Source organism: Pseudomonas sp. ARP3 (assembly GCF_001029595.1).
Classification (GTDB): domain Bacteria; phylum Pseudomonadota; class Gammaproteobacteria; order Pseudomonadales; family Pseudomonadaceae; genus Aquipseudomonas; species Aquipseudomonas rhodesiae.
The window spans coordinates 1-22,699 of sequence record NZ_LEKF01000012.1; the positions used below are offsets into that span (position 1 = coordinate 1).

The 22,699-nt window shown below is 55.1% G+C and carries 19 protein-coding genes and 4 tRNA genes; 13 read left to right on the forward strand and 10 right to left on the reverse strand.

The genetic code is table 11. The features are described 5' to 3' along the window. Positions 1-351 precede the first annotated feature (351 nt). Positions 352-624, reverse strand: coding sequence for a LasR-specific antiactivator QslA (locus tag ABX75_RS15140; RefSeq protein WP_047882218.1), 273 nt, complete (start codon positions 622-624; stop codon positions 352-354). A gap of 157 nt (positions 625-781) precedes the next feature. Here ABX75_RS15140 and ABX75_RS15145 point away from each other — a divergent pair, with 157 nt between their 5' ends. From ABX75_RS15145 to ABX75_RS15165, 5 genes are all read left to right on the forward strand, one after another. After that, positions 782-1,033: a helix-turn-helix domain-containing protein gene (locus ABX75_RS15145; protein WP_047882219.1), complete on the forward strand. Its 252-nt coding sequence runs from the start codon at positions 782-784 to the stop codon at positions 1,031-1,033. A gap of 118 nt (positions 1,034-1,151) precedes the next feature. Further along, on the forward strand, positions 1,152-2,108 hold the full coding sequence (locus ABX75_RS15150; RefSeq protein ID WP_047882220.1) for a TIGR03756 family integrating conjugative element protein: 957 nt from the start codon (positions 1,152-1,154) through the stop codon (positions 2,106-2,108). Continuing rightward, positions 2,105-3,487, forward strand: coding sequence for an integrating conjugative element protein (locus ABX75_RS15155; RefSeq protein WP_047882221.1), 1,383 nt, complete (start codon positions 2,105-2,107; stop codon positions 3,485-3,487). The genes ABX75_RS15150 and ABX75_RS15155 overlap by 4 nt, the downstream gene beginning before the upstream one ends. 3 nt (positions 3,488-3,490) lie before the next feature. Next, a complete protein-coding gene (locus ABX75_RS15160; protein WP_047882222.1) occupies positions 3,491-3,799 on the forward strand; it encodes a hypothetical protein in 309 nt (102 codons plus the stop codon). Between the two features lie 10 nt (positions 3,800-3,809). After that, entirely contained in the window at positions 3,810-5,366 is a 1,557-nt protein-coding gene (locus ABX75_RS15165; RefSeq protein WP_047882223.1) for a conjugal transfer protein TraG N-terminal domain-containing protein, read from the forward strand. A 9-nt stretch (positions 5,367-5,375) separates the two neighbouring features. On the opposite strand, the gene ABX75_RS28455 is transcribed toward ABX75_RS15165, so the two are convergent. Continuing rightward, a complete protein-coding gene (locus ABX75_RS28455; protein ID WP_082136166.1) occupies positions 5,376-5,741 on the reverse strand; it encodes a DUF3742 family protein in 366 nt (121 codons plus the stop codon). Between the two features lie 453 nt (positions 5,742-6,194). Between ABX75_RS28455 and ABX75_RS15170 the strand changes: the two genes are divergently transcribed. After that, on the forward strand, positions 6,195-6,524 hold the full coding sequence (locus ABX75_RS15170) for a hypothetical protein (RefSeq protein WP_047882224.1): 330 nt from the start codon (positions 6,195-6,197) through the stop codon (positions 6,522-6,524). 130 nt (positions 6,525-6,654) lie between these two features. Continuing rightward, a complete protein-coding gene (locus tag ABX75_RS15175; RefSeq protein WP_047882225.1) occupies positions 6,655-7,617 on the forward strand; it encodes an ArdC family protein in 963 nt (320 codons plus the stop codon). Between the two features lie 134 nt (positions 7,618-7,751). On the opposite strand, the gene ABX75_RS15180 is transcribed toward ABX75_RS15175, so the two are convergent. Then, positions 7,752-7,946 (reverse strand): hypothetical protein, encoded by a 195-nt coding sequence (locus ABX75_RS15180; protein ID WP_027912535.1) that lies wholly within the window; start codon positions 7,944-7,946, stop codon positions 7,752-7,754. 231 nt (positions 7,947-8,177) lie between these two features. On the opposite strand from ABX75_RS15180, the gene mobH reads away from it, so the two are divergent. Beyond that, the gene (gene mobH / locus ABX75_RS15185) at positions 8,178-9,902 is read left to right on the forward strand and encodes a MobH family relaxase (protein ID WP_047882226.1); all 1,725 of its coding nucleotides are present in this window, start codon (positions 8,178-8,180) and stop codon (positions 9,900-9,902) included. A 323-nt stretch (positions 9,903-10,225) separates the two neighbouring features. On the opposite strand, the gene ABX75_RS15190 is transcribed toward mobH, so the two are convergent. Continuing rightward, a complete protein-coding gene (locus tag ABX75_RS15190; protein WP_047882227.1) occupies positions 10,226-10,810 on the reverse strand; it encodes a hypothetical protein in 585 nt (194 codons plus the stop codon). Between the two features lie 207 nt (positions 10,811-11,017). After that, entirely contained in the window at positions 11,018-12,511 is a 1,494-nt protein-coding gene (locus tag ABX75_RS15195; RefSeq protein ID WP_223194373.1) for a DUF4041 domain-containing protein, read from the reverse strand. Positions 12,512-13,328: 817 nt separating this feature from the next. Between ABX75_RS15195 and ABX75_RS15200 the strand changes: the two genes are divergently transcribed. The 3 genes from ABX75_RS15200 to ABX75_RS30015 all read left to right on the forward strand — a co-directional run bounded on the left by ABX75_RS15200 (position 13,329) and on the right by ABX75_RS30015 (position 17,980). After that, complete coding sequence (locus tag ABX75_RS15200; protein ID WP_047882228.1) at positions 13,329-15,371, forward strand: ATP-dependent endonuclease; 2,043 nt, start codon at positions 13,329-13,331, stop codon at positions 15,369-15,371. Positions 15,372-15,495: 124 nt separating this feature from the next. Continuing rightward, entirely contained in the window at positions 15,496-17,406 is a 1,911-nt protein-coding gene (locus ABX75_RS15205) for a UvrD-helicase domain-containing protein (protein WP_144419303.1), read from the forward strand. A gap of 364 nt (positions 17,407-17,770) precedes the next feature. Beyond that, the gene (locus ABX75_RS30015; RefSeq protein WP_371263997.1) at positions 17,771-17,980 is read left to right on the forward strand and encodes a hypothetical protein; all 210 of its coding nucleotides are present in this window, start codon (positions 17,771-17,773) and stop codon (positions 17,978-17,980) included. Between the two features lie 129 nt (positions 17,981-18,109). On the opposite strand, the gene ABX75_RS15210 is transcribed toward ABX75_RS30015, so the two are convergent. The 5 genes from ABX75_RS15210 to ABX75_RS15230 all read right to left on the reverse strand — a co-directional run bounded on the left by ABX75_RS15210 (position 18,110) and on the right by ABX75_RS15230 (position 20,600). Next, positions 18,110-19,951 carry an integrase arm-type DNA-binding domain-containing protein gene (locus ABX75_RS15210; protein ID WP_047882230.1) on the reverse strand — a complete coding sequence of 614 codons (1,842 nt, stop codon included), beginning with the start codon at positions 19,949-19,951 and terminating at the stop codon, positions 18,110-18,112. A gap of 235 nt (positions 19,952-20,186) precedes the next feature. Beyond that, positions 20,187-20,262: transfer RNA gene (locus ABX75_RS15215), tRNA-Gly, on the reverse strand. 3 nt (positions 20,263-20,265) lie between these two features. After that, positions 20,266-20,341 (reverse strand) — tRNA-Glu (locus ABX75_RS15220). 105 nt (positions 20,342-20,446) lie between these two features. Continuing rightward, positions 20,447-20,522: transfer RNA gene (locus ABX75_RS15225), tRNA-Gly, on the reverse strand. Between the two features lie 2 nt (positions 20,523-20,524). Beyond that, positions 20,525-20,600, reverse strand: a tRNA-Glu gene (locus tag ABX75_RS15230). Between the two features lie 379 nt (positions 20,601-20,979). Between ABX75_RS15230 and ABX75_RS15235 the strand changes: the two genes are divergently transcribed. Continuing rightward, the gene (locus tag ABX75_RS15235) at positions 20,980-21,750 is read left to right on the forward strand and encodes a hypothetical protein (protein ID WP_080758701.1); all 771 of its coding nucleotides are present in this window, start codon (positions 20,980-20,982) and stop codon (positions 21,748-21,750) included. Positions 21,751-21,868: 118 nt separating this feature from the next. Further along, positions 21,869-22,681, forward strand: a complete 813-nt coding sequence (locus tag ABX75_RS15240; protein ID WP_047882231.1) for an alpha/beta fold hydrolase — start codon at positions 21,869-21,871, stop codon at positions 22,679-22,681. Positions 22,682-22,699 lie beyond the last annotated feature (18 nt).

A 22,699-nucleotide genomic window follows, 5' to 3' on the forward strand; every position in this document is an offset into this window, starting at 1 on the left:
TCTTTTCGGTCACTTGTTTGACCGCCTGGATTTTGAATTCTTCGGGATATCGCTGGTTGCTCATGGCACCTCCTAATGGGCCTCATTTTAAGGCTTGGAGGTGTCTACGAAACTAGGGGCGATTCAGATATGCTGGTGCGGTTGCCGCGCGGAAAATAAGAGAAATCGGTGGATTGCTCCCATATGTGGACTAATTGCGTAACCCCATACCCACTCGCTTTCGTCGAGGGCAGCGCGAGTCTCAGAGCAAACATCGGACAAAGACGCTGCACCTAAAAACCAAAAGTGATTCAGGACCGCATCCTGCTGGCCTATTCCAAGCGATAGGACAGGCTAAATGCAAACGGGTAGTCAAGTCGATACAGGTATCCGTGTACCGCGCTGAAGCCGCTGCTGAATCCTCAACAAGAATCCGGCTTCAAAAGCATCCTGGCAGTCACCGACAGGAAAGGTCTTGCGTGTTTGGGCCAGCTCCCACCACAGGGGAATCTCGCCGGGCGTATCGAGCCAAGCCTGGGCGCATTGCACGCCACGCTCGATCATTGGGGCAAATTCGTTGCCCCAAGGTGTCAGAAGACTTGGGCAACCATCCGCCGCAGGAATTGAAACGTAATTTTCGGTCATAGACACCTTAGCTTTCGATTATTTATTAACGCTGGGTCTGTTCAAGCAGCATAGAAACAAAATTGACACTCGGCTTAAGCATAAAAAAAGCCCGAATCAAAGCCAATGTAGACTATATCCCGTGGATTGAGAGTCCCTCAAGGCGCAGTTTGCGCGCATGACTCAAGACTTCGAACAGCTCCGTCTGCAACTTGCGGAAAACATCCGCTCGATGCGACGCGTGAAGAACCTTACCCAGGAGCAATTGGCGCTCATGGCCGAGGTGGATCGTACGTACGTGAGTCAAATCGAGCGAGGGGTAGGCAACCCGTCGCTATTGGTTCTCTGCAAACTCGCCAACATTTTCGAGATCAAAACGGATCAGTTGCTCATCGAATCTGACGCGCTTGCTCGTACACAGAACGCTTAATGACCATCTGCCGATTTAGAAGGTCGCTGTAAACCGACGATCCCGCGCTCGGCTTTCTCACTGACACCCCTCTCTCGATTGTTGAACCTGTCCAGGCCATACACCCAGAGCCTGGATCATGTCTGCTGCCTGCCCGCACATTTCGCCCCAGAAATTACATCCGTTGGTGCTGAGCATTCTGCTGGCATCCGGGTCAAGCGTAGCGCTGGATACCGGCAACATTACCGCCTCCGTACTTTCTCCAGACTGCCTCGAGTACAGAGTCGTCGGCATCTGCTTTTGGTTGCTCTGCACCCCCTTCGGCTGCACGGTTAAAACCTCAACCAAGGTTCGTCACTTCATTCCTGAGCTGGTGGTCTCGAGCTATGCCACCACCGGTGCCAATCCTTGGACCGAGATGGCCGCCCTATCCTCTCCTATCAGTGGTGCGGAAGGAGGCGGTAACCTGATCACGCCGAACACTCAGCGCGATAACCTGCCTCGTTTCAAAAATGTTGATGGCATTGGCCATCCCGGCGGCTGGGCCGCCACGCAACTTGCCTCGCAATCCGGCTACGCCTGCGCCAGCGGCGCCACTGCGTTCATGCCCTACTACCTGAGCACTTTGGACTCACTGGCCTGGCGTCATGGCATCCCGGAAAGCCTTTACCCCGAGTCGCTCCTGCCGGGAGTCCGTGAGATCGGACGTCAGCTCACGGGAAACATGTGGGGCAATGTCTATCCCCGGCAAGGATTTTTGGTGCAACCCGACGATTTCAAAGCCGCTGCGGTGATGGCGCAGCGAGCGGGTGACGTCATTACCCGCAACTGGCAACCGCACGTGTATGTCCCGCTCACACCCGTACCACGCGATGGTTATTGGCCGCCTGGCCCAATCGTTGAAAACGACGCTTCGACCCACAAATGGCAATTGCTCTCCCCCGGGGTTCAACCCAAATGTGCCATCTTCCCCAGTGAACCGGTGCAGAGCGTGGATGGCGGCTACTCCTGGTCGCTGTGGCGTCCCTATAGCTGCTGCAAGCGTGAGGGACAGACCTTCCTGTTCAGCATCGACTTCGAAGGTGGTACGTCATGAGTCGACTTCTCGCAGGATCATGGTTGGGCCCGATGAGTTTTTTGTTCTGCGGGCTGCTCGCCGTGGTCACGCATACCCATGCCGCCGAGGACGATTACCGTCTAGGCACTCAAGGCGAAGTGCTCGACGACCGGGTGATGTACACCATCGGTGGCGGCTCGGCAGCGGGCTCGCCGAGCTCGCTCTATCGCCCCAACGGGCTCGGCGTCGGCGGCTCATGGCAAGCCAACATGATGTGCGGAAACATGAGCCTCACCAACACCCTGCAAAACCAGCTAAACGGCGTTACCGAAGGTTTCCAGCAGATTATGGGCAGCATTGTGCAGAACGCGACCCAAGCCGTGATGTCGCTGCCAGCATTGATCATCCAGCGCGCCAATCCCGGTCTCTACGAGTTGTTGAGTAACGGGGTGATGCAAGGACGTATTGACTTCGACCGCTCCAAACTGACCTGCCAGGCCATGGCCGAGAAGATGGCTGACAAGGTCGGCCAAGCCGGCTGGGGCGCATTGGCCAAGAACCAGGAGATGCAGGGCAACCTCGAACAAACCGGCGGTGATGCGGTGGCCGCGGTGAAAAACACCGAGGCCCGTAACGGCAATAATGGGGTGTCATGGGTCGGCGGGCAGAAGGCTGGAGGTAACGGACAAACACCCATCCGGGCAACCTCCGATGTGGTGCGCGCGGGCTACAACCTGCTGCATAACCGGTCCGTGGATGACAGCGCCTCGATCAGTAGCAGTGATTGCCTGGGCGGCGCTATTTGCCAGGCATGGACCTCACCCCAAGAGGAATCCGAATGGGCTGTTCGCGTGTTGGGCGAGACCGAAGTCGCAACCTGCGACACCTGCGAGACTCTGCGGGCTACCGCTGGCAGCGGACTGACGTCGCTGATCCAGGAGGCGTACAGCGAACGTCTCAAGGCCCTGCAAGGATTGCTGTCCGGCTCTCTGCCGCCTACCCCTGACAATCTGAGCAAAGCCTCCAGCCCGATGCTGCCAGTGACCCGTGGTGTGATCGAAGCCCTGCGCGACGATCCTGATCAGGAACTCCTAGCGCGGCGCCTGGCTAGTGAGACGGCCCTGTCCAGCGTGCTCGACAAAGCGCTCCTGCTATTGCGCACGCTGCTGGCAGGCAGCCACGAACCTAACGTCGCTTCCGCCGAACCGGCCCAAACGGCCTTGACGAAAAACATCGACACACTGGAGCGCGAGATACGCCTGCTGCAGACCGAGTTGCAGGTCCGGCAGATGCTCACCACCAATACCGCCAGCCTCGTGCTCGATCGACATGCCGGAGGTGCCGATGCGTCGCGCACCGTCGAGCAAGGCGACCCTGAACCTGGCCGACTCAACGACGCTGACGCCAGGCGCAAGTGAGCCATGAAACGCTCACTGCTATTCACTTTGCTTTCAAGTCTCTGGATTGCAGCAGTGATGATCCTGACCGCCGCACTGGTCGCCTGGATCGGCCGCACTGCGCTGGGCAGTTTCGAGGTCTGGCAGCAAACCTTGGAATCGATACGGCCTTATCTGCGGTGGTGGCGCGCCCTGCTCTACTGCGTCCTCTTTGCGCTCTGGTGGGACCTGCAAAGGCGCTACCGACATCGACCGCAGGACCGACTGCGCGTGAAACGCGCCGGGACATTAGGGCTCTTACTCTTTACCTGCGTCGAGCTCACTCGATTGTGAGGTCACCACCATGCTCATGAGCACCAACAGCTACCTGGAGTTTTACCTCTCCCTGCTGGCATGGATCATCAACAACGGTATCTGGAACGTCCTATCCGATACTGGGCTGTTCGCCGCGCCCTTTGGTGCAATCATCTTGCAAGAATGGTTGTCGGCCCGTCAGCAAGGCGCGGATGAAGGCAACAAAGGATTGCTCTCTGTACCGCGGATAGAGAACCGGCTGTGGCTGGCCTACATCGTCGTCTTGTTCGGCTGCGCGCCGGTCTTTCCATTGAGCCTCACGTCAATGACGTTCGATGATGCAGCGAGCCAGCGCTGCGGTATCAGTGTGGCTAAGCCAGCAGAAACCGCCTGGGGGATCACCTTCAATACCATCGGCGAACGCTCCGCCAACGTGCCAATTTGGTGGTTTCTGGTGCACGCCTTGAGCAAAGGGGTGACGGCGGCGGCAACCGCCTCCATTCCCTGCGCACCGGATATCCGGCAGATGCGCATGGAGATCGACAGTTCGCGCATCGATAACCAGGTATTGCTGCAGGAAGTCGCCGACTTCACTCGTGACTGCTACGGCTATTCCCGCTCTCGGCTGTTCACCAATCGTCCGCAGCTGGATAAGGCGCAAAGTCATGATGCGTCCTGGATCGGCTCAAGCTATTTTCTCGACACTCCCGGCTACTACGACACCGATCGCTCACGGACACCGCGAGTCAGCTGGCCCTATGATGAAACCCGCGATATATCCTTGCCACGGCTGGAGAGTGGTGCAGGCTATCCCACCTGCAAACAGTGGTGGAGCGACAGTGGTGTCGGGTTGCGCGAGCGCTTGATCAAGCAGGTCGATCCTTCGCTGCTGACTCAGCTAAAAGATTGGTTGACTGGCCGTTCGAGTAACGAGATTGAGGATGCCACCCTGCGCGAACTGGTCAGCCCGCGCCAACAATCGATGTCTATGTCGCCCGGACAGGTGTACCAGGACTATGGCTCCAGTGCTCGCGGTGGGTCGATCAATCAGGGGCTTAATAACCTGGCCACCAACACTGGGCTGGCTCTCGGCTCCTTCAGCAATTTCCCAGCGATGAACGCGCTACGCGCCGCTCTGCCGATGGTGCAGGCTTTCCTGATCATGGGCGTCATCATCAGCTTGCCGCTGATCCTGCTGGTCAGTACCTACCAATTGAAAACCGTCATGACGGTGACGTTCGCGCTGTTCACGCTGCACATGCTGACCTTCTGGTGGGAGTTAGCCCGCTGGGTCGACTCTAGCATGCTCGATACCTTGTACAACCAAGTGTCTGCGTCCAATCAGGTGCTGCTGTCGCTGCCAACATCCGGTTTTATGGACGGAACCGTCACGGCACAGGTGATTGAGTATGTGATGGGGGCGATGTTCATCGTACTGCCGATGGTCTTTCTAGCCGCTATGAGCTGGGCTGGGTATAGCGTAGGTTCAGGTGTAGAAGGAATGCTCAGCCGTGGAACCCAGGCTGCGCAGACAGCGAGTTCTAACGGGACCTCTCAGTTGATGAGCGGAGCAAGAATGGTTTCAGGTAAATCGGGCTCAAAGTAACCAGGGAGGTTACTTCAGTGAACCCCATTTATCGTACCGCTCAGGCCAAGACGCTCTGTGAATTGGATCATCGAGATCATCAATATCTGGAGTGTCTGGACCTTGAACTGGGATAGCTGCTAATGCGACGAATGTGCACACCAGCAGAAACAACCAAAAGCTAACAAAAAGAAGTGCACCGAACAGGGCCACCTGGGCAAGCAGAAAGATCCCGCGAACAAGTAAATTCCCCGCAGGCAAACCTGCCGTCACTGCACGCTTGGCCACACGAGACTCAAACCCTTTCAACCTGCGATAACCACGTTTGGCGAACATACCGCATGCATATGCCCAGCGGTGTGCGCGGGAGATTTGAAGTGGCTGCTGAGCCGGCATGATTGCGCCCTCTTCTGAGCGTATTCCTGTAGAAATCGAGATTACAGCCTACTACTGAAAACCGCCCATGCTTAACCGTTTATCAGCTTGTTCGGTCGAAAACTCTTCACTGGAAGGCAAAAGACGCACCTCGTACAACAGCGCTTCTCTGGCCGTTGACCCATCCAAATCATCCAGCTACATAGAGGATACGGATCGCTGTTATCGACAGCACCTTCCCAGGTAGCCAGAGCCTTTGAGGCTACGTCACTCCAGTGATGGTTCCCCCCAAGTGCGATTAGCGTTCGGTAGCTCGCACGATCACCGTTTCTACGGTGGTGAACGCCTACTGCTCTTTCCGAGCGCCGTTCGAGCTCAGCTCGTCCCAAACCCTCTTGTTTTTCTTCAACCCACTGCGGGGAAACACTTTCCCCAATGGGACAGGTTTCTTCGCGCTATCAACGGAGGCACACCATGTCCGACTCACTTACAAGCGAAGCACTGAACACTCTGCGCTTGTCCGTTGTGTTCACTCCAGAGGCGTGGCAACACGCAGTACTGCTCGATGGTTCAAATCATCCTGAAAAACTGCAGCTCGACAGGCTGAGCAACATCGTACGCGCAGCCTTCAAAGCTCACCTGGCCGATCCAAACGCACCCTACGTGGTGTTTGAAGTAGCCAAGTTCGTCTCAGCGAGTGATGCAGATCATGAACCATTGCTGCGACTGAGCCTCAGCCTACTTCAGGCATCAGACCAACCTAACGCGTTACTGATAGCGCTTGCGGAAGAACAGCAACGCTAAACGCAAACGGCCATACCCGGCCACTGATCCAACTCAGGCTATACGCAGTCCTGCACCAATCCAACCAATACCCACCGGGGAACCCTCCCCGACGGGCAAGGCGTTCCTCCGGTTTTTCGAGGAAAATGCCATGCGCAATATCTACCAAGACGTGACTGACAAGATCGTTACCGCGTTAGACCAAGGCGTAGCGCCCTGGATCAAACCCTGGTCCTCAAATGGCTCAACTGACGTCGCTCATCACCAACCCTACCCGATCAACGCCATCACGCAGCGTCCCTATTCAGGCATCAATTTACCGTTGCTCTGGGCCGAGGCCAGGTTGCAGGGGTTCACTCAAGATTGTTGGCTGACCTTCAACCAAGCCAAAAAAGCCGGCGGGCACATCCGTAAGGGTGAGCACAGCACCCTGGCGGTGCTCTACAAACCGATGGAGCGCGAGGAACAGAACGAATCAGGCCAACCCGTACTCGATGAAAACGGCCAGCCCAAGGTCGCTCACTTTGGCATCCTCAGGACGCACTTTCTGTTCAACATCGAGCAAACGGAGGGGCTCGAAACGCTCAACGAAAACTCACTCGAGACGGAACCGAGCGATCCCTTCTTCCCCAACAGCGCGGCGGAAAATCTATTGTTAAGTTCGGGCGCAAACATCATTCATCGAATTGCCGACGAAGCTTTTTACCACCCGATCAGGGATCTCATCCAACTGCCAACAAAAGCGCAATTCCACGATCAAGGTGGATACTACGCCACCGCACTTCACGAGCTGACGCACTGGACCGGGCACCACTCTCGATTGCAGCGCGAAGGCGTGACCTCTCCGTGTCCATTTGGCTCGCCAGGCTATGCATTTGAAGAGTTGATCGCCGAAATGGGCGCCGCTTTTTTATGTGCCTACGCCGGTATACGGGGAGAGCTTCGGCACGAAGGCTATATCGACTCCTGGCTCGGCCTGCTCAAGGCTGACAACCGCGCGATTTTCCGCGCCAGTGGCCAGGCCCGATGCGCTTCGGAGTATGTGCTCAACCTGGAGCAGCAACGGAAGCAGACGGTAATGGATGACTCGCGATGCATGAACGATGGAGCTTGATCGTTACCTCACTGCTGCAAGCGCTTCACAGGGTCCAACACGAGTTGGACCCTTTTTCTATACCCAGGACAATCCCCACACTGCGGAGCTCTGACGCAAAGAACATGAGGTAATCCCGTAACCGCAGTACGCCGTTACGTATCCAGATTCTCAGCCAGGTAATCCACCAGCTCGAGTGGACTTCGGCTGTCGATCACCTTGTAGATCAGATCGCGTTTGCTGCGCGGCAACTTCTTGACCACGCTCTTCGCCGAGGCCCTGACGGCTTCGTCTGTTCCATGGATACGTGCCGCGAGCAGCAGTATGAGCGTGGCGTCAGTGAGGTTCATGGCAAGACCCAATAAAATTCGCACCGCAGTGTACCGACACTTTCCTTTTTCGTACCAGCATGCGCATCCAACAAAACGGCGCCAGGACAAATCGATATTCCGATTGCCGCACAAAGGGAAACGCGTCAAAAGGACCGGTAAGGGTTGGAAGGGAATGGGGAGTCAAGGGTAAGAGCCCTATCCGAAAAGGCTAAAAGGTCACTGACTCTGCCAGTTCCCGGGAGGACGATGATGCTCAGTCTGTTTCGGCACAAAAGGCAAAAGCCTCCTCCGCCACCAACCGTAAACGTCGCCGATGGGTACCTGCCCATCGAATCGTCCCAGAGCTTGTTAGCAGCCGAGCATCGCCGCCAGTTGCTTGATCGCATTTGGCAGTACACCGCCCTCTCCCATCCGCAATTCAGCCAGCTCTATTTAAATCCGATCCATCGATACGCCGAGCTGGTCCAGCAGCTTCCAGCCAGCGAGACGCACCACCATGCTTATCTTGGCGGCATGCTCGACCATGGCCTCGAGCTGGTTGCTTGCAGTTTGAAATTGCGTCAGTCGTATCTGCTTCCCACCGGCGCCGCACCCGAAGACCAAGCAGCCCAGACCGACGCTTGGTCCGCTGGCATCGCCTATGGTGCATTGCTGCATGACATCGGCAAGATCGCCGTGGACCTGCTGGTCGAACGCCAGGATGGCCGTGTCTGGCATCCCTGGCAGGGCCCCCTGGATCAGCCTTACCGTTTTCGCTACTTCAAGGATCGTGACTACCACCTGCACGGCGCAGCCGCGGGCTTGCTCTACACCCAGATTCTCGACCGCTCAATCCTCGACTGGCTCAGTGGATTTCCATCGCTCTGGGCCAACCTACTGTATGTCCTAGCAGGTCAGTATGAACGTGCCGGCGTGCTCGGTGAGCTGGTAATGCAGGCAGACCGTGTTTCCACCGCGCAGAACATCGGTGGTAACCCGAGCAAGGCACTGCAAGCACCGATTCATTCGCTGCAACATCACTTGATCAGCGGACTGCGTCATCTGGTTCAGCACGAGCTCAAACTTAACCAGCCGGGGGCCGCGGGATGGCTGACCCCGGACGCGCTCTGGCTGGTCAGCAAGACGGTCACGGACAAGCTGCGGGCCTATCTGCTGTCGCAATCGATTGAAGGCATTCCCTCGTCCAATCTCGCGGTGTTTGACGAGCTGCAGTCACATGGATTGGTTGAGTCCACGCCGGAAGGCAAAGCCATCTGGACTGCGCTTGTCGCGCAAGGCAACTGGCAGCAAAGTTTCACTTTTCTGCGCCTTCAACCGGCGTTGATTTGGAGGAACGAAAACCGGCCCGAGGTTTTCAGCGGAACGGTGAGCTTTACAGCCCATGAGCACTCAACTGACATCCCGGCACCGACACCAGCGCCCGAGACAGTCAGTGCAGGATCAGGTCAAAGCCAACCGCAGCCGGATACCTTGACAGCAGAGGATGCCGATTACCTCGGCACGCTGCTGGACATGTTCGAGTTGGACGAGCCTGAGGCCAACGATGCACTGTCAGAAAATGCTGACGATACTTCAACGCTTCAATCGGATAACCCAGGCCTGGCGTTCCTGAGTTGGGTCAAGGAAGGCATTCTGAGTCACAAGCTGATCATCAATGACAGCAGGGCCAAAATCCATACGGTGGGCGGTACTGTGTTCCTGGTCACGCCTGGCCTTTTTCAGCGCTACGTTCAGGAGTTTCCGGGCATCTCACTGGGGGCCGATTCCGCAGGTGAGGAATGGCGCTGGGTGCAGAAGCAGTTTGAAAAATTGAAGGTTCACAAAAAGCGTGATAATGGTCTAAACATATGGACTTGCCAGATCCAAGGCCCCCGCAAGAGGGCAAAACTCAAAGGTTATCTACTCGAAGATCCCGAACTAATCTTAAAATCACTCCCCCCGGACAACCCCTACCTCATGCTAGAGATAAGGTAATGGTACAAAGAAAATCGTTCCCTAGTGTTCCGTCACCCTGGAATGGCGGTTGCAGTCGTAACGATAATGATCGTCTTGACTCCACGAGTCAGAGCGACATGGAGCTCTTTGTACGACAAAGACTCCGCTTCTAATATGATCGCGTGATGATACTCAATGAATCGCCCCTAGTTCCGTGGACGTATCCCATTGACTTTGGCCGTTTTCTGCCTCTCGCGATACGCAGAAAACCGCTCGAACTAGCGCCTGTACGAGGAACGTTGGCTGGCTCACCATGACATTCACTGAATGACCCAGCCTCATCTCAGTATTTTCGATCCCTGTCAGAGTACGGAGATAATTGCAGAAGCCAGCGTGGCGATGCTTGCTAGGTTGGGCAACGCTTTCAACAAGGAGGATACGACAGCCTTACTGGGTTTCGGCGAGGCAAGCTGAACCTCAACTGCATTAACAATTTCCAGCGCATCCTGCTTTTGCTGGGCGTCAGTCAGACTCTGTATGACTTGACGTAAACCTTCGATGTACTCCCCCAGGTCAGCGCCCATATTCACTGTGTTCGTCGATTGGTCGACCGAGTGATTATTGATACGGGCGTTATGACCGCTTATGTTGTAAGTAATACTTTCAACACGTTGCTTGGCCTCCGGAAGACCTAATTTACGCACCGACATCTGATAGTGCGCCTGAAACCCCTGAAAGGCTTCGAAAAAGCCAGGGTCAATTACTTCGAAAGTTTCAACGGCGCCATTGGACATACGCCGCTCGATCAAATCCCTGGGCTCAATGAGTACATCCGAACGCTCTAGGAAAATTTTGTCGCTCTGTACGCTAGCTTTTAACCCTTCGAGCAGGTCACCGTTCTGTTTTCGAACGATGATGTTATCCGTCATAAAGTCATCAAAAGACATGCTTGCTCCTTACAGCGATGAAAGAAAGTCCGAAGTTTAGCAACCTCTCTTGAGTTCAAGATTGCACTTTTTTCCCAGTGACTCGGAAGCAGCCCTGCGAGCAGCAACTTTTAGCCGGAAGCGGTGTTTGATGGATCGCTCAATGTTCCCGTCGGAATGCCCTTTGCTCAGACAGAAGCGGCCAATCAAGGGCGTCCGACGGTAATTTTAGCTTTGAGCTACGGCCCGCTCTGCTTGCTGGATTTCGGGGTTGGGCAACGCCATTCGAAGGCTTTCGCGATACTGCTCAGCCGGCGCCTCGTGGCTAACCTCGACAGCAGCATCGTAGTTTTCTCGAATAACCGACTCGATCTCAGCAATGTCCGCACGGAAGAACTCCTTGCGACCGTTGACCTTGTTCAGGCGACCGGCCGCAAAGCGTTCATGCAATTTCGCCTCCAATGCCGGGGCATTGTTTGAGAAGACCATCGCATGGACGTCAAACCAAAACGGCACCGATGCGTCTCCCAACTCATCGACGCGGTCCATGGGTTCCAGGCGGCGTGTCATGCCAATCTTGAAGACCCCTTCCCCAAACGCACCGACGTTGGAGATCACGTACACATAGCCGGCTTTGGCATTCTGTTCGCGATAGTCAATCAGCTTTTCTTCGCTTTCCAGCTCGGCCCGGCCCGCTTCAACCTCTGCCAGTTTCGCCAAGAGGGTAGCCCGCTCTTCTTCGGACTCGGTTTTGTCCAAGCGCGCTTGAAGGTCACGCATTGCCGCTGTGAAGTGTTTGCGCTCCTTGGCGATTTTTTCCCGCGCTGCGCGAATTTCCTGCTCAAGCTTCTGTTGTTCCCGCAGCTCTTCTCGGGCGCGCTTTGCCTCTTCCTTCTCCTCCTGCTTCTTGATCTGAAACTCGTGGGCTAGGTGCAGTTCATCAAGTTTGAGGTTCATGTATCGGCGTGATATTTCCACGCTCATCACCTTGCCGAGGCGGTTGCAGGCTTCGAATGATTTGAGAATTCGTTTCTCGCCCAATTCGACGTTGTCGAACTTTACGTTGTCTACGCAGCTGTCGGCTTCGTTATTGAACGAGCGAATCACCAGCTTGATCATATCGTTGACCAGCTTGCGCCCTTGCGCCTCACTGTTGTTAACCGTCCAACCCATATTCCCGGTCGCAGCCTCTGCGCTCTTGATCATCGCCTTCTGGCGCTCTCGAACACTGTCGAGGCGGGATTTGTATTCATGGCTGGTGGTCAGCTTGAACTTGGGCTGATACAGCGCAAAGCTTTCCAGAAGCAGCACTTCTTCCCAGACAAGAATCTCACCCTTCAATTCAGAGGAACGTTGCGCGAGCGCCGCCACGTCCCGCTCAGCACTGTGAGCCTCCTGGCGCACAGCTGAAAGCTTCGCTTTCTCTTGTTCGATCAACCCTCGGACTTCCACAACTTCCATGGCGCCGAGCGCCTTGGAGAGCGCCTCCAGTTCCGCATAACGCACCTGTAAGGCTGCAAGCTGCCTTGCCAGATCATCCGCCCGCTGCCGATGCGCTGGGCCCTTCCAATAGTCACTTATAGGCATAGATTCCTTCCATATTCCCGAGTTAAGGGCTGCTAAGTGTGAATCAAACTGGATGTCTTTATAACGTAATCCGACGCAAATATGGATCCGATCCAGCACGTTGTCCTTGGCCAGAACCAGCAGGCTGGCCGTCATGCACTTGCTGGTTTCATCGAAACTGCAACCTTGCTTGGCATCCAGCTCTCACATACTCGCGGATCTGCTGGCAGAGCGCATGGTCATCGGCGTCCCTTCCAGTTAGTGGGGCGCCGTGTCCATCGACCTGCTGATGGGCGAGCCCTCCGCCCGAAACCTGATCCGCTCAGGCGGCCTGCGGCCCACCGGTACTGATGCAATCGTGACGGCCCGGCGCACTGTCACACCGTCGGGAGGGGGCACCACCACCGCCGCGCGATTAGAGGTGAAACACGCCATTGCCCGCAGCGGGGGCGGATAGTTGGTGGTTCCTCCACCGCGATGGTGTTGGGCGGCGAGAGGTAACTGCCTGCGCCACGTTGACCGCGTCCCAGGCAATCTTCTGTCGATGCTGACCTCCAGCAACCTCAGCGCCGCAGCCTGCCGCTAGAGGTCATTATCGACCCCAACGACACGCATCCGACCATGAATATCGAAAAGACCAAGCACCCCGGACATGTGGTGTTATATGTGCTTGGACGCGATACCCGACCGGGCGGTGGCCTCAGCCATCGTACTGACGCGGGTCGACCTCGCCACTGGTCGAGCTGTTCAACAAGGGTGCGAAGGGCGACATCTACTGGCATCTGCTGTTGATGCCGCAGCTGCCACTAGGGTGGGGTTTTGGGGCAGTCGGCCGTAAGGGCATCATCGGCGGGCGTAGGGCCTCCCTGAGTCATTGTTTGACGAAAGTAGGGCTGGTAAAAAAAACCGCTAATGGCATAGTGGCAAGATGCCTTTCGAAGACTAAGAATATCACCTGCAAGGAGCGCCAGCGTTGTATATAGCCAAAGTTAATATTGAGAATTTTCGTCTTTTTGGGTCCGGCGACAAAAAATTCGAGCTTTCTCTAAACCCCGGGCTAACAGCACTTGTGGGTGAGAACGATGCAGGAAAAACAGCATTTATCGATGCACTCAGATTCGTGCTGGGCACCCGGGATCAAGAGTCATTACGCCTCGAGTTCACCGACTTCCACAACTGCGCAGTCAAAGGCCATTCACGTGAAATAAAAATACAACTGACGTTTTCTGGGCTGACGAAAAGTGACCGCAGCGCCTTTGCCGAGTACCTCACTTATGAAGATGGCCCCCATACGTCACTGATCATCACTTGGATTGCACGGCGCAGCGAGTTGGGCACCTCGACGCGAAGGTACATACCGATCGAGTGGCGGACTGGCAGGGACAGCGACGGCCCACTAATGGACTCAGGGGCGCGTTTTATGCTGCAAGCCACCTACCTGAGGCCATTACGCGATGCCGAGCGCGCAATGGCTGCAGGTCGCGGCTCACGCCTCTCCCAGATACTTCAGCACACCAAGGACATAAAGGATCACGGTGACAAATTTGATGCAAACACCAACCCCACTCCGGTTCCCGAAGATCTCAGCGTACTTGGTATCGGTGACTATTCCAGCCACTTAATCGCGAATGCACATGGGGTGAAAACAACACGCGAAAAACTAAACCAGGACTATTTGCAGCCTCTCTCATTCAAAGACGATGACCTGATCGCCAGAGTACAGATCAGCGGGCACAGTGATGACAGCGTTCGGCTTAGACAGCTTCTGGAAAAGCTAGAGGTCAACCTCAGCAATGATCAGGAAGAGTCCTATCTACGCGGCCTTGGCTCAAACAACATTCTCTTTATGGCCTGTGAGTTACTGTTGATGGGAACCGAAGCAGACGGCTTCCCCCTGCTTCTTATTGAGGAACCTGAGGCGCATCTTCATCCACAGCGCCAATTACGGCTAATTTCATTCCTACAAGCACAGACTGAAAAGAAAAGAATCGACGACCAACAGATACAAATCATCGTCACAACGCACAGCCCAAATCTTGGCGCAGACGTCAAACTCAACAACCTCGTGCTCATCCGAGAGGGGCGCGCCTACCCTCTGACGGAAGGCCATACGAAGCTCACTTCATCGGACTACCGTTTTCTCCAACGCTTTCTTGACGTCACAAAAGCAAATCTATTTTTCGCACGCGGCGTAGTTATTGTAGAAGGCGATGCCGAGAACATCCTACTGCCTGTAATCGCCAAACTTATTGGTAGAGACTTTGAACATTACGGCGTCTCGGTTGTAAATGTCGGGGGCGTGGGGCTCGGGCGTTATGGGCGCATTTTTATGCGCAAAGAACCCGAATTGACGGGAGAACTTCGAATTCCTGTTTCGTGCATTACAGACCTTGATGTCATGCCAGATTGCGCCCCGCAGATCATCGGAAAAGTAGAAAAAGGCGCGCCCACACCTCCCCTGACTACTTCAACCCGCCGCTGGCGGGTAAAGTCTGACTTTACAGCTGTCGAGCTTGAAGCGAAAAAACTCACCATACGCGACAAGGCGAACGAGCAATGGGTCCGAACGTTTGTGGCAGATGAGTGGACGCTTGAGTATGACCTGGCATTCTCGGGGCTTGCACAACAATTATATCTTGCAGGACAACTCGCGAAGAATGATGACAAGCTAAACGATGCATCCACCACAAAAGCGGACGTAATCAAGACTGCAAACTTAGGATACAACGCACTGAAAGCACTTGATCTACCAAAGGATGCCCACTGCTCCAATATCTACGGACCATTCACCGGCTCAAGTGTATCAAAAGCAATCGCCGCACAATATTTGTGTGAAATACTTGAAGACTCAATCTCTGAAGGTTCTTTGACTGCAGAAGTGTTAATCGTGTCTCTGCCTGAATATGTTAAACAAGCAATCGCTCATGTTACCGAACCCCTGCCAACGGTACCTCAATCGGAAAGTAGCGCGCCACCGTCACCAAGTGCAGATGTAAACGCGGCGGCGTTAGCTTAGCCTGCCCACAAAACCTTATAGCGTAGCACTTATACATTATCGAAATGGATGACCGAAAGTGGCATATGGAATAGAACGTATAGGGACGATCTCCCAGGCTGACGTTGAGCGGGCATGTCTTAGTATGGGCCTGCCATCTGACGCATTTTCCGGACCCGACGGAGATGATCCCCGCCTGGAAGTCATCCGCTCCTTAGATACACTTGATGTCGAAGCTTGCCCAGGCAGCGGGAAGACCACTCTGCTCGTCGCGAAGCTTGGAATCCTTGCCGATCGTTGGCAGCAAAAAGGGCAGGGAATTTGCGTAATCTCCCACACTAATGCTGCTCGTGCAGAAATTGGCGCACGCCTCAGCACCAATAGCACATCTTATAGCCTCCTTCAGCACCCACACTTTATAGGCACGATTCATTCGTTCGTGAACGAATTCTTGGCGCTTCCCTGGCTTCGCTCAAACGGCAAGAACGTCAAGATCATCGATACAGAGCTTGCCGAGAAGGATCGTCGGTGGCGGCTACCGTATGGCACAAGGACGTACCTTGAGAATCAATATGAATACACACCATTAATCTATACAAAACCCGATTTTTCGGGGAATAGGCATCCACCCCATACAGCAACAGCAAAATCAATCCAGAAAGCCTGCCGGGAGTCCACAGCAGCAGGCTTCTATTGCTTTGACGAAATGTTTGTCTGGGCTTATGAGTTGATTAACAAACACCCCGAAGTGATCACTACAATCCGACAGCGATTTCCACTCGTGCTTGTAGACGAAGTGCAAGATAACAGCAGACTCCAATCTGAGTTCATCCACAAACTCTTTTGCGATGGAGACGCGCCCTCCATCTGGCAACGTTATGGCGACTCAAATCAGGCGATCTACGGTGGCACCTCGACTGATACCGGTGGTACAACACATCCATTTCCGGGCACAAACAAAATAGATCTGCCGAACAGTTTCCGATTTGGTCAGTCAATAGCCTCCATTGCAGCACCACTCGGATTAAGGCCGCAACCACTGATTGGCAGAGGTCCGACGACGAGCAAAATTAATCACCCAAGCTGTCAAAACGCCATTTTTCTTTTCGATGATCAATCCATTCTGCAAGTACTTCCCACATATGCCCAGTACCTCATAGACGCATTCACTCCAGAAGCACTGGTGCATGGCGATTTCACAGCCGTAGCAGCCGTTCACCGATCAGATAAGACCGATAAGCTTCCGCGATTCATGGGTCACTACGCACCCGACTATACTTCGCAATTGGCTGGACAACAGCCCAAGCCAAGCACACTTGGCATGTACCTCGCTTGCGCCAGAATGGAACTATCCACCGCTGGCAGCACCAGCCCCGTAGTAAATAGATTTGCTGAGGGCATTCTTCACGCGATCCACCTGAGCACGAGCGACTTTGCCACTCAGACGAGAAAATCCCCGCACAGACATGTTCTCGAGTTGCTATCCGAACATGATGCAGCCCGTCATCAGTACCAAGACGCTCTTGAATATCTGATCGCCTGCAAATCCGCACCCAAGAAATCGGAATGGCCAGAATTCACATCCGCCATAAAAGCCATCGCCGGAACCATTGCACGTGTCGAAATCGCAGAGCACGACAATTATTTTGAATGGACAGACTCAGAAGCCTTCACAGATGCAATCGCAGTCGGCCCGTTAGGCAGGGAGAATAGGTTTCTATACCCTGGAATCGATCCGAAAGTAACCATACGCCTAGGATCAATCCACGGTGTAAAGGGTGAAACTCACACGGCAACACTGGTGCTAGAAAGCTTTCAAAAGGCTCACCAATTAAAAACTCTAATTCCATGGCTAACAGGTAAAAAACCCAAGATCTCCACCGATAACACAGGCGAGAACTCAGCTTTAATGGAGCGCCTCAAACTGCACTACGTTGCAATGACGCGCCCGTCTCACTTACTGTGTCTTGCCCTGCGAAAGGATGCCCTGAAAGATAGAGAACTCGACCTCATTCGCAAGACGGGCTGGACCATCATCGATTGCACTTCATCATAGGCTCTGTTTTTTCGACATTTGCTGACGCAATCTCCCACCGGGTAATTTCAGGAGGATAACTCCAGTGCTGCGCATCGATAACCTTCCCTCAAGCACCCGCTGGATTATCCGCCAGGCGATGCCCGACGATGTTCACGCATATTGATCGAACTGGATACCTACGCAACTTCCCTCTGCACTCGTCACGTCTTTATCTATGAAGCCGTCTTTCGTCAGCAGTGCCTGATAGCAATCGATGCCGGACATTGCGTAGGCTATATGGTACTCACTCACGACTTCTTCAACCACGCTTTTGTGGCGCTGATGATCGTGTCACCGGCTCATCAGCGTCTGGGTGTGACGTCTACGGTCTGCAGCCGAAGCCATGAGCAAAACACCCAAGCTGTTTATTTCAACCAATGCCTCCAACAGCACTTCACAAGCGCTGATTGCAAAGGCCGTTTTTATGCCGAGCGGACGAATCGAAAATCTTGACGAACATGATCCTGAACCCGTGTGCGTCAAGTTCCTTCGGGATGAAGAGCTGACAAGAGAGGGCGGGAGCAAGATGCCAAAAGGATGTATTCCTGCGTAATAGACGCCTCTTGCCGACCATCTCCGCCGCACCTCAGGCAACGCGTGAAGTCCACGCATTTAGGGCAGCCCGAGCTAGATGGACCCAAGCAAGCAGCGACATCCGTTATCACAGCACGAAAACAGCACCTCAGCTTGAACCCAGCGCACTGCAAACGATTCGCACAGTCACGTCGAAATTCTCCAGAGTGAGCGCATCGATTGGCGAACGACCCTTAAATCGCTCATGAGGCTCACAGACCGTCCGATAAAGCCGCCACGCATCGACATCCGGAAACCGCTCTAATGCAGCAAGTACCAACTTGTGCCGCAATGGATCAAGCTGCCAATCGGGAATGCGCTGACCGCGATTCCCCAGGCTCAGCGACAGCAGGCGCCGAGCCTTGATATCGCGGTTGATCTGATCTCTGGATTTGCCTGCCAGTTTGGCGAAGACAAGCAGCGGCAAATTATTCAAAGCTTCATAAGTGGCTAGCATCTCGGCACGTTCGCGCTGGATGTCAGACACGTGAGATTGGTGCGGTTTTTCAGTCGGCACCGAAAGAGGTACGACAGGCGACTGGTGCGACGCGACAAGAGCCGGCTCGTTGTTAATCGACGCCTTGGACGCCGAGACGGTTGTCATTGGAGAGGTGACGTTGAACTGAATGGAATTCGCGCTCGCGTTTTCAAGCGACGGCAACGAAGGGGCCCCTTCCAAACGGATGGTAAGCGGAGAGCTTGCCGCTTTCAGCTGGCCCTGCCCCCACAGATCCAGACGGTTCGCCCAATCCTGCATCATGGTCCGGCGCTGCTCGACATATTCCGCGTGATTGTAGGCCGCACTCACCTTGTCCGGATCGGCATGAGAAAGCTGAGCATCCACCCAAACCTTCGGGTATCCGATCTCGTTCAACGCCGTCGAGATCGTCGCCCTCATCCCATGCCCGGTAAGTTGATCGGCGTACCCCATCCGACGTAACGCGCCATTCAGCGTGTTCTCACTGATACGCTTGCTCAGGTCGCTTCGATGCGCAAACAAGTAGCGCTGTGCGGGGACAACCTGGTCCAGCAAGTGACGCACGATCTCCAGCGCCTGAACTGACAGCGGCACTATATAAGGTGGTACATTTTGAGTCTGCTTACCAGGCTTCCGCATCGCTAGCTGGAGTTGTTTCACCACTTCCGCCGGTATGACCCACAAGCGCTTCTCCAGATCGAACTGGTCGGGTGTCGCCAAGCGCAATTCGCCCGTGCGGACACCGGTCAGCAACAACAACCGAAGGCCAAGCCGAGTTTGGTTGGCGCCACCGTAGTTTCGAAGAGCAGCCATCAATGCCGGAAGCTCATCCATTCGGAGAAATGGATTGTGCGTCACGGGAGGTTTGGGAAGTGCGACCACATCAAGGTCTGAAGCTGGGTTGTGTTCCAGCCCCTCGATCTTCACCAGCGCATAGCGGAACAACTGGTTGAACCAGGTCCGGCATTTTTCGGCGGTCGTTAAGGCCTTGCGCTGCTCAATCCTGCTCAGCAAATCCAACAGATCGTGACGATTGATATCGTAGATGGACCGCCCACCCAGCGTGGGCAGGACGTCTTTATTGAAGATTCTCAAGATTTGCGAGAGCGTGCTCTGGCGGCCTTCCTTCAGGCTCAGTTTGCGAAACTCCACCCACTGATTGAACACGGCCTCGAAGGTATGCTCTGCCGCAAAACGAACAGCACGACGCTGTTGTTTACGGTGCTCATAGGGATTGATGCCTTGGGCGACCAAGGCGCGCGCCTCGTCACGTCGAGTACGGGCTTCTTTGAGACTGATTTGCGGATAACTGCCGAGAGACATGCGCTTCTGCACACCCGCCCAGTAATATCTGAAACGCCAGATTTTCCCGCCGCGTGCGGTCACGTTGAGCGCGAGCCCATCCGTGTCGCCTATCGTGTAGTCATTGCCGGTGATTCGGGCTTGCCGAACGGTGGTATCTGAGAGTGCCATCGCGAGCTCCTGAACAGAGTCAGGGCCAGATGCTCGTCTCGCTATCCAAGCTGCTACAGCAAAAAACCGATTCAGTGCACATCCAAATCCAAGATCCTCATTCGGGACTTAAATCGGGACTTAAAAGCACTGGATGGAGCTGGATTTCAGTGGTTCCCGCTGGAACGAAAAAAGGGCCTAAAGGCCCTGATTTCAATCACTTACAGAATTCAGTGGAACTCTGTAGCGCAATATTTGGAGCGGGAAACGAGACTCGAACTCGCGACCCCGACCTTGGCAAGGTCGTGCTCTACCAACTGAGCTATTCCCGCAAATGGCGTCCCCTAGGGGACTCGAACCCCTGTTACCGCCGTGAAAGGGCGGTGTCCTAGGCCACTAGACGAAGGGGACACGCTACTGAAACACATGGTGTGTATTTCAGTGCCCAGAGGCCTCATCCGAAGACTTGGTCCTGGTTTCACTCAGTGCCGCCCGAGAGCAACACTGCTTAAAAATTGGAGCGGGAAACGAGACTCGAACTCGCGACCCCGACCTTGGCAAGGTCGTGCTCTACCAACTGAGCTATTCCCGCATTGGCGTCCCCTAGGGGACTCGAACCCCTGTTACCGCCGTGAAAGGGCGGTGTCCTAGGCCACTAGACGAAGGGGACACACGTACAACATTCACTCCCTACCGCGTTTCGCTGTGTGCTTTACGCTGTAAGTGGCGCGCATTCTATGGATGGATTGAAAGGTCGTCAACCCCCAAGGATAAATTTATTTAAATCAATGACTTCGCCCCCGTTTTGGGGCCTGCGAGGGCACTTTGCCCGCCCGCACCTTGACGCCTATATTCTGGCGCATGACAAGACGCTATAGTCCACCCTGACGAGTGATGGCAATATGAAGCCAACCATTTCAGCGCTCACCTATATAGATAGCAAGGGAGCCTGAGAAGAAAGAACTACGCGGCATCTGGTCGATCAGACCTATCCGCCTGATGGTCCAGTCACTACACTCTCCTGTAAACCCTATAAAGAGGTCACACCGGTGACACCACTCATGATCACCCTGCTGGTAATAGCCGGGATCGCAATACTGATCGCCATTGGCTACATGAACCATGTGGTGGAAAACAACAAGCTGGAAAAACAGCGCACCGAGATCGAACTCAACGATCGCCTGCGCCGTTGCGGTGAAATCACCGAGACGTTTCCTGGCCAGCTCATGACCCCTGCACTCAAGTTGCTGATGACCCGCCTTGAACTGAACGTCAATCAGCGCCTGTTGAACCTCAATAAGACCAACGCCGCGCTCAAGGACCGTATTACTGAGCTGAATGCACTGGTTGGCCAGGGCGAATCGATACCGGTTAACAACCCGCCCGCACCGATCCAGACCGAAGCCAAGGCCAAGGATGTACGCTTCCTCCTCGAAGCCCTGCACGGCCAGGTTACCCGCGCCGCCCAGGATGGTTTCCTGCCGGCCAACGAAGCCAAGCACTGGATCAGGGAAATTCGCCACATTCTGGTGTTGCTGCACATCGAGTTTTTCAACAATCTCGGCCAGCATGCGCTGCAACAAGGCCAGCCGGGCCAGGCGCGCCTGGCTTTCGAGCGTGGCGTGCAGTACCTGCGTAAGCAGCCGGAGCCGGTGCTCTACAGCGCCCAACTGCAAATGCTCGAATCCCAGCTGGCCCGCGCCAACTCCACCGTGCTGACCAACAGCAAGCCGGCCGAAGACGAGGTCAATGAATTGACCGAAGGCTTGAAAGTGGTGGACGCCGACGCCGAGTGGAAAAAGAAAGTCATTTACGACTGACCCCCTCCTCCGTCTCTGGCGAACCCCGGTTCGCCAGATGCCATCACTTTGCATCTATCCCCCCGCCTACGACTAGCGTAAAAAAGTGCCCCTCACTCCGTGAAGAAAGGGGCCTGCTATGCCTGTCGCCGTGATTGATGGACAACCGCTGCATTACATCGACCAGGGCTGCGGCCCGGCTGTCCTGCTGGGCTCGAGTTACCTGTGGGACCGCACTATGTGGGCGCCGCAGGTCGAGGCGCTGTCGCAAAAGTACCGCGTGATCGTGCCCGAGCTATGGGGCCACGGCGAATCGGGCCCACTGCCCCCGCGCACCCAATCTCTTGACGACCTGGCGCGCCAGTCCCTGGCCCTGCTGGACCAGTTGGCTATCCTCAGCGTAAACCTGGTGGGTCTGTCGGTCGGCGGCATGTGGGGCGCGCGCCTTGCCCTGCTCGCGCCTGAGCGCGTTAACAGCCTAGTACTGATGGACACGTACCTGGGCGCCGAGCCCGAGGCCACGCTTCAGTACTATTTCTCACTGTTCAAGATGATTGAAGAAGCCGGCGCCATCCCTGAGCCGCTGCTGGATGTGATCGCACCGATTTTCTTCCGCGCCGAAATTGACCGCGAGTCGGCGTTGTATCAGAACTTTCGCCAGTCCCTGCGAGACTTCCCCCGGGAACGCCTGCTGGACAGCATTGTGCCTCTGGGCCGGCTGATCTTCAGTCGCAAGGATGTGCTCGCGCAGCTGCCGCGCCTGGACCGCGACACCACCTTGGTAATGTGCGGCCAGCAGGACAAGCCTCGGCCACCGGCAGAATCGGCAGAAATGGCCGAGCTGATCGGTTGCAGCCTGATCCCGATTCCGGACGCGGGGCATATCTCTTCGCGGGAAAACCCGGACTTCGTCAATGAAGCCCTGCTGACGTTTCTGGCCAACCACGCTTAATTGGCCGCGCCTTTGGTC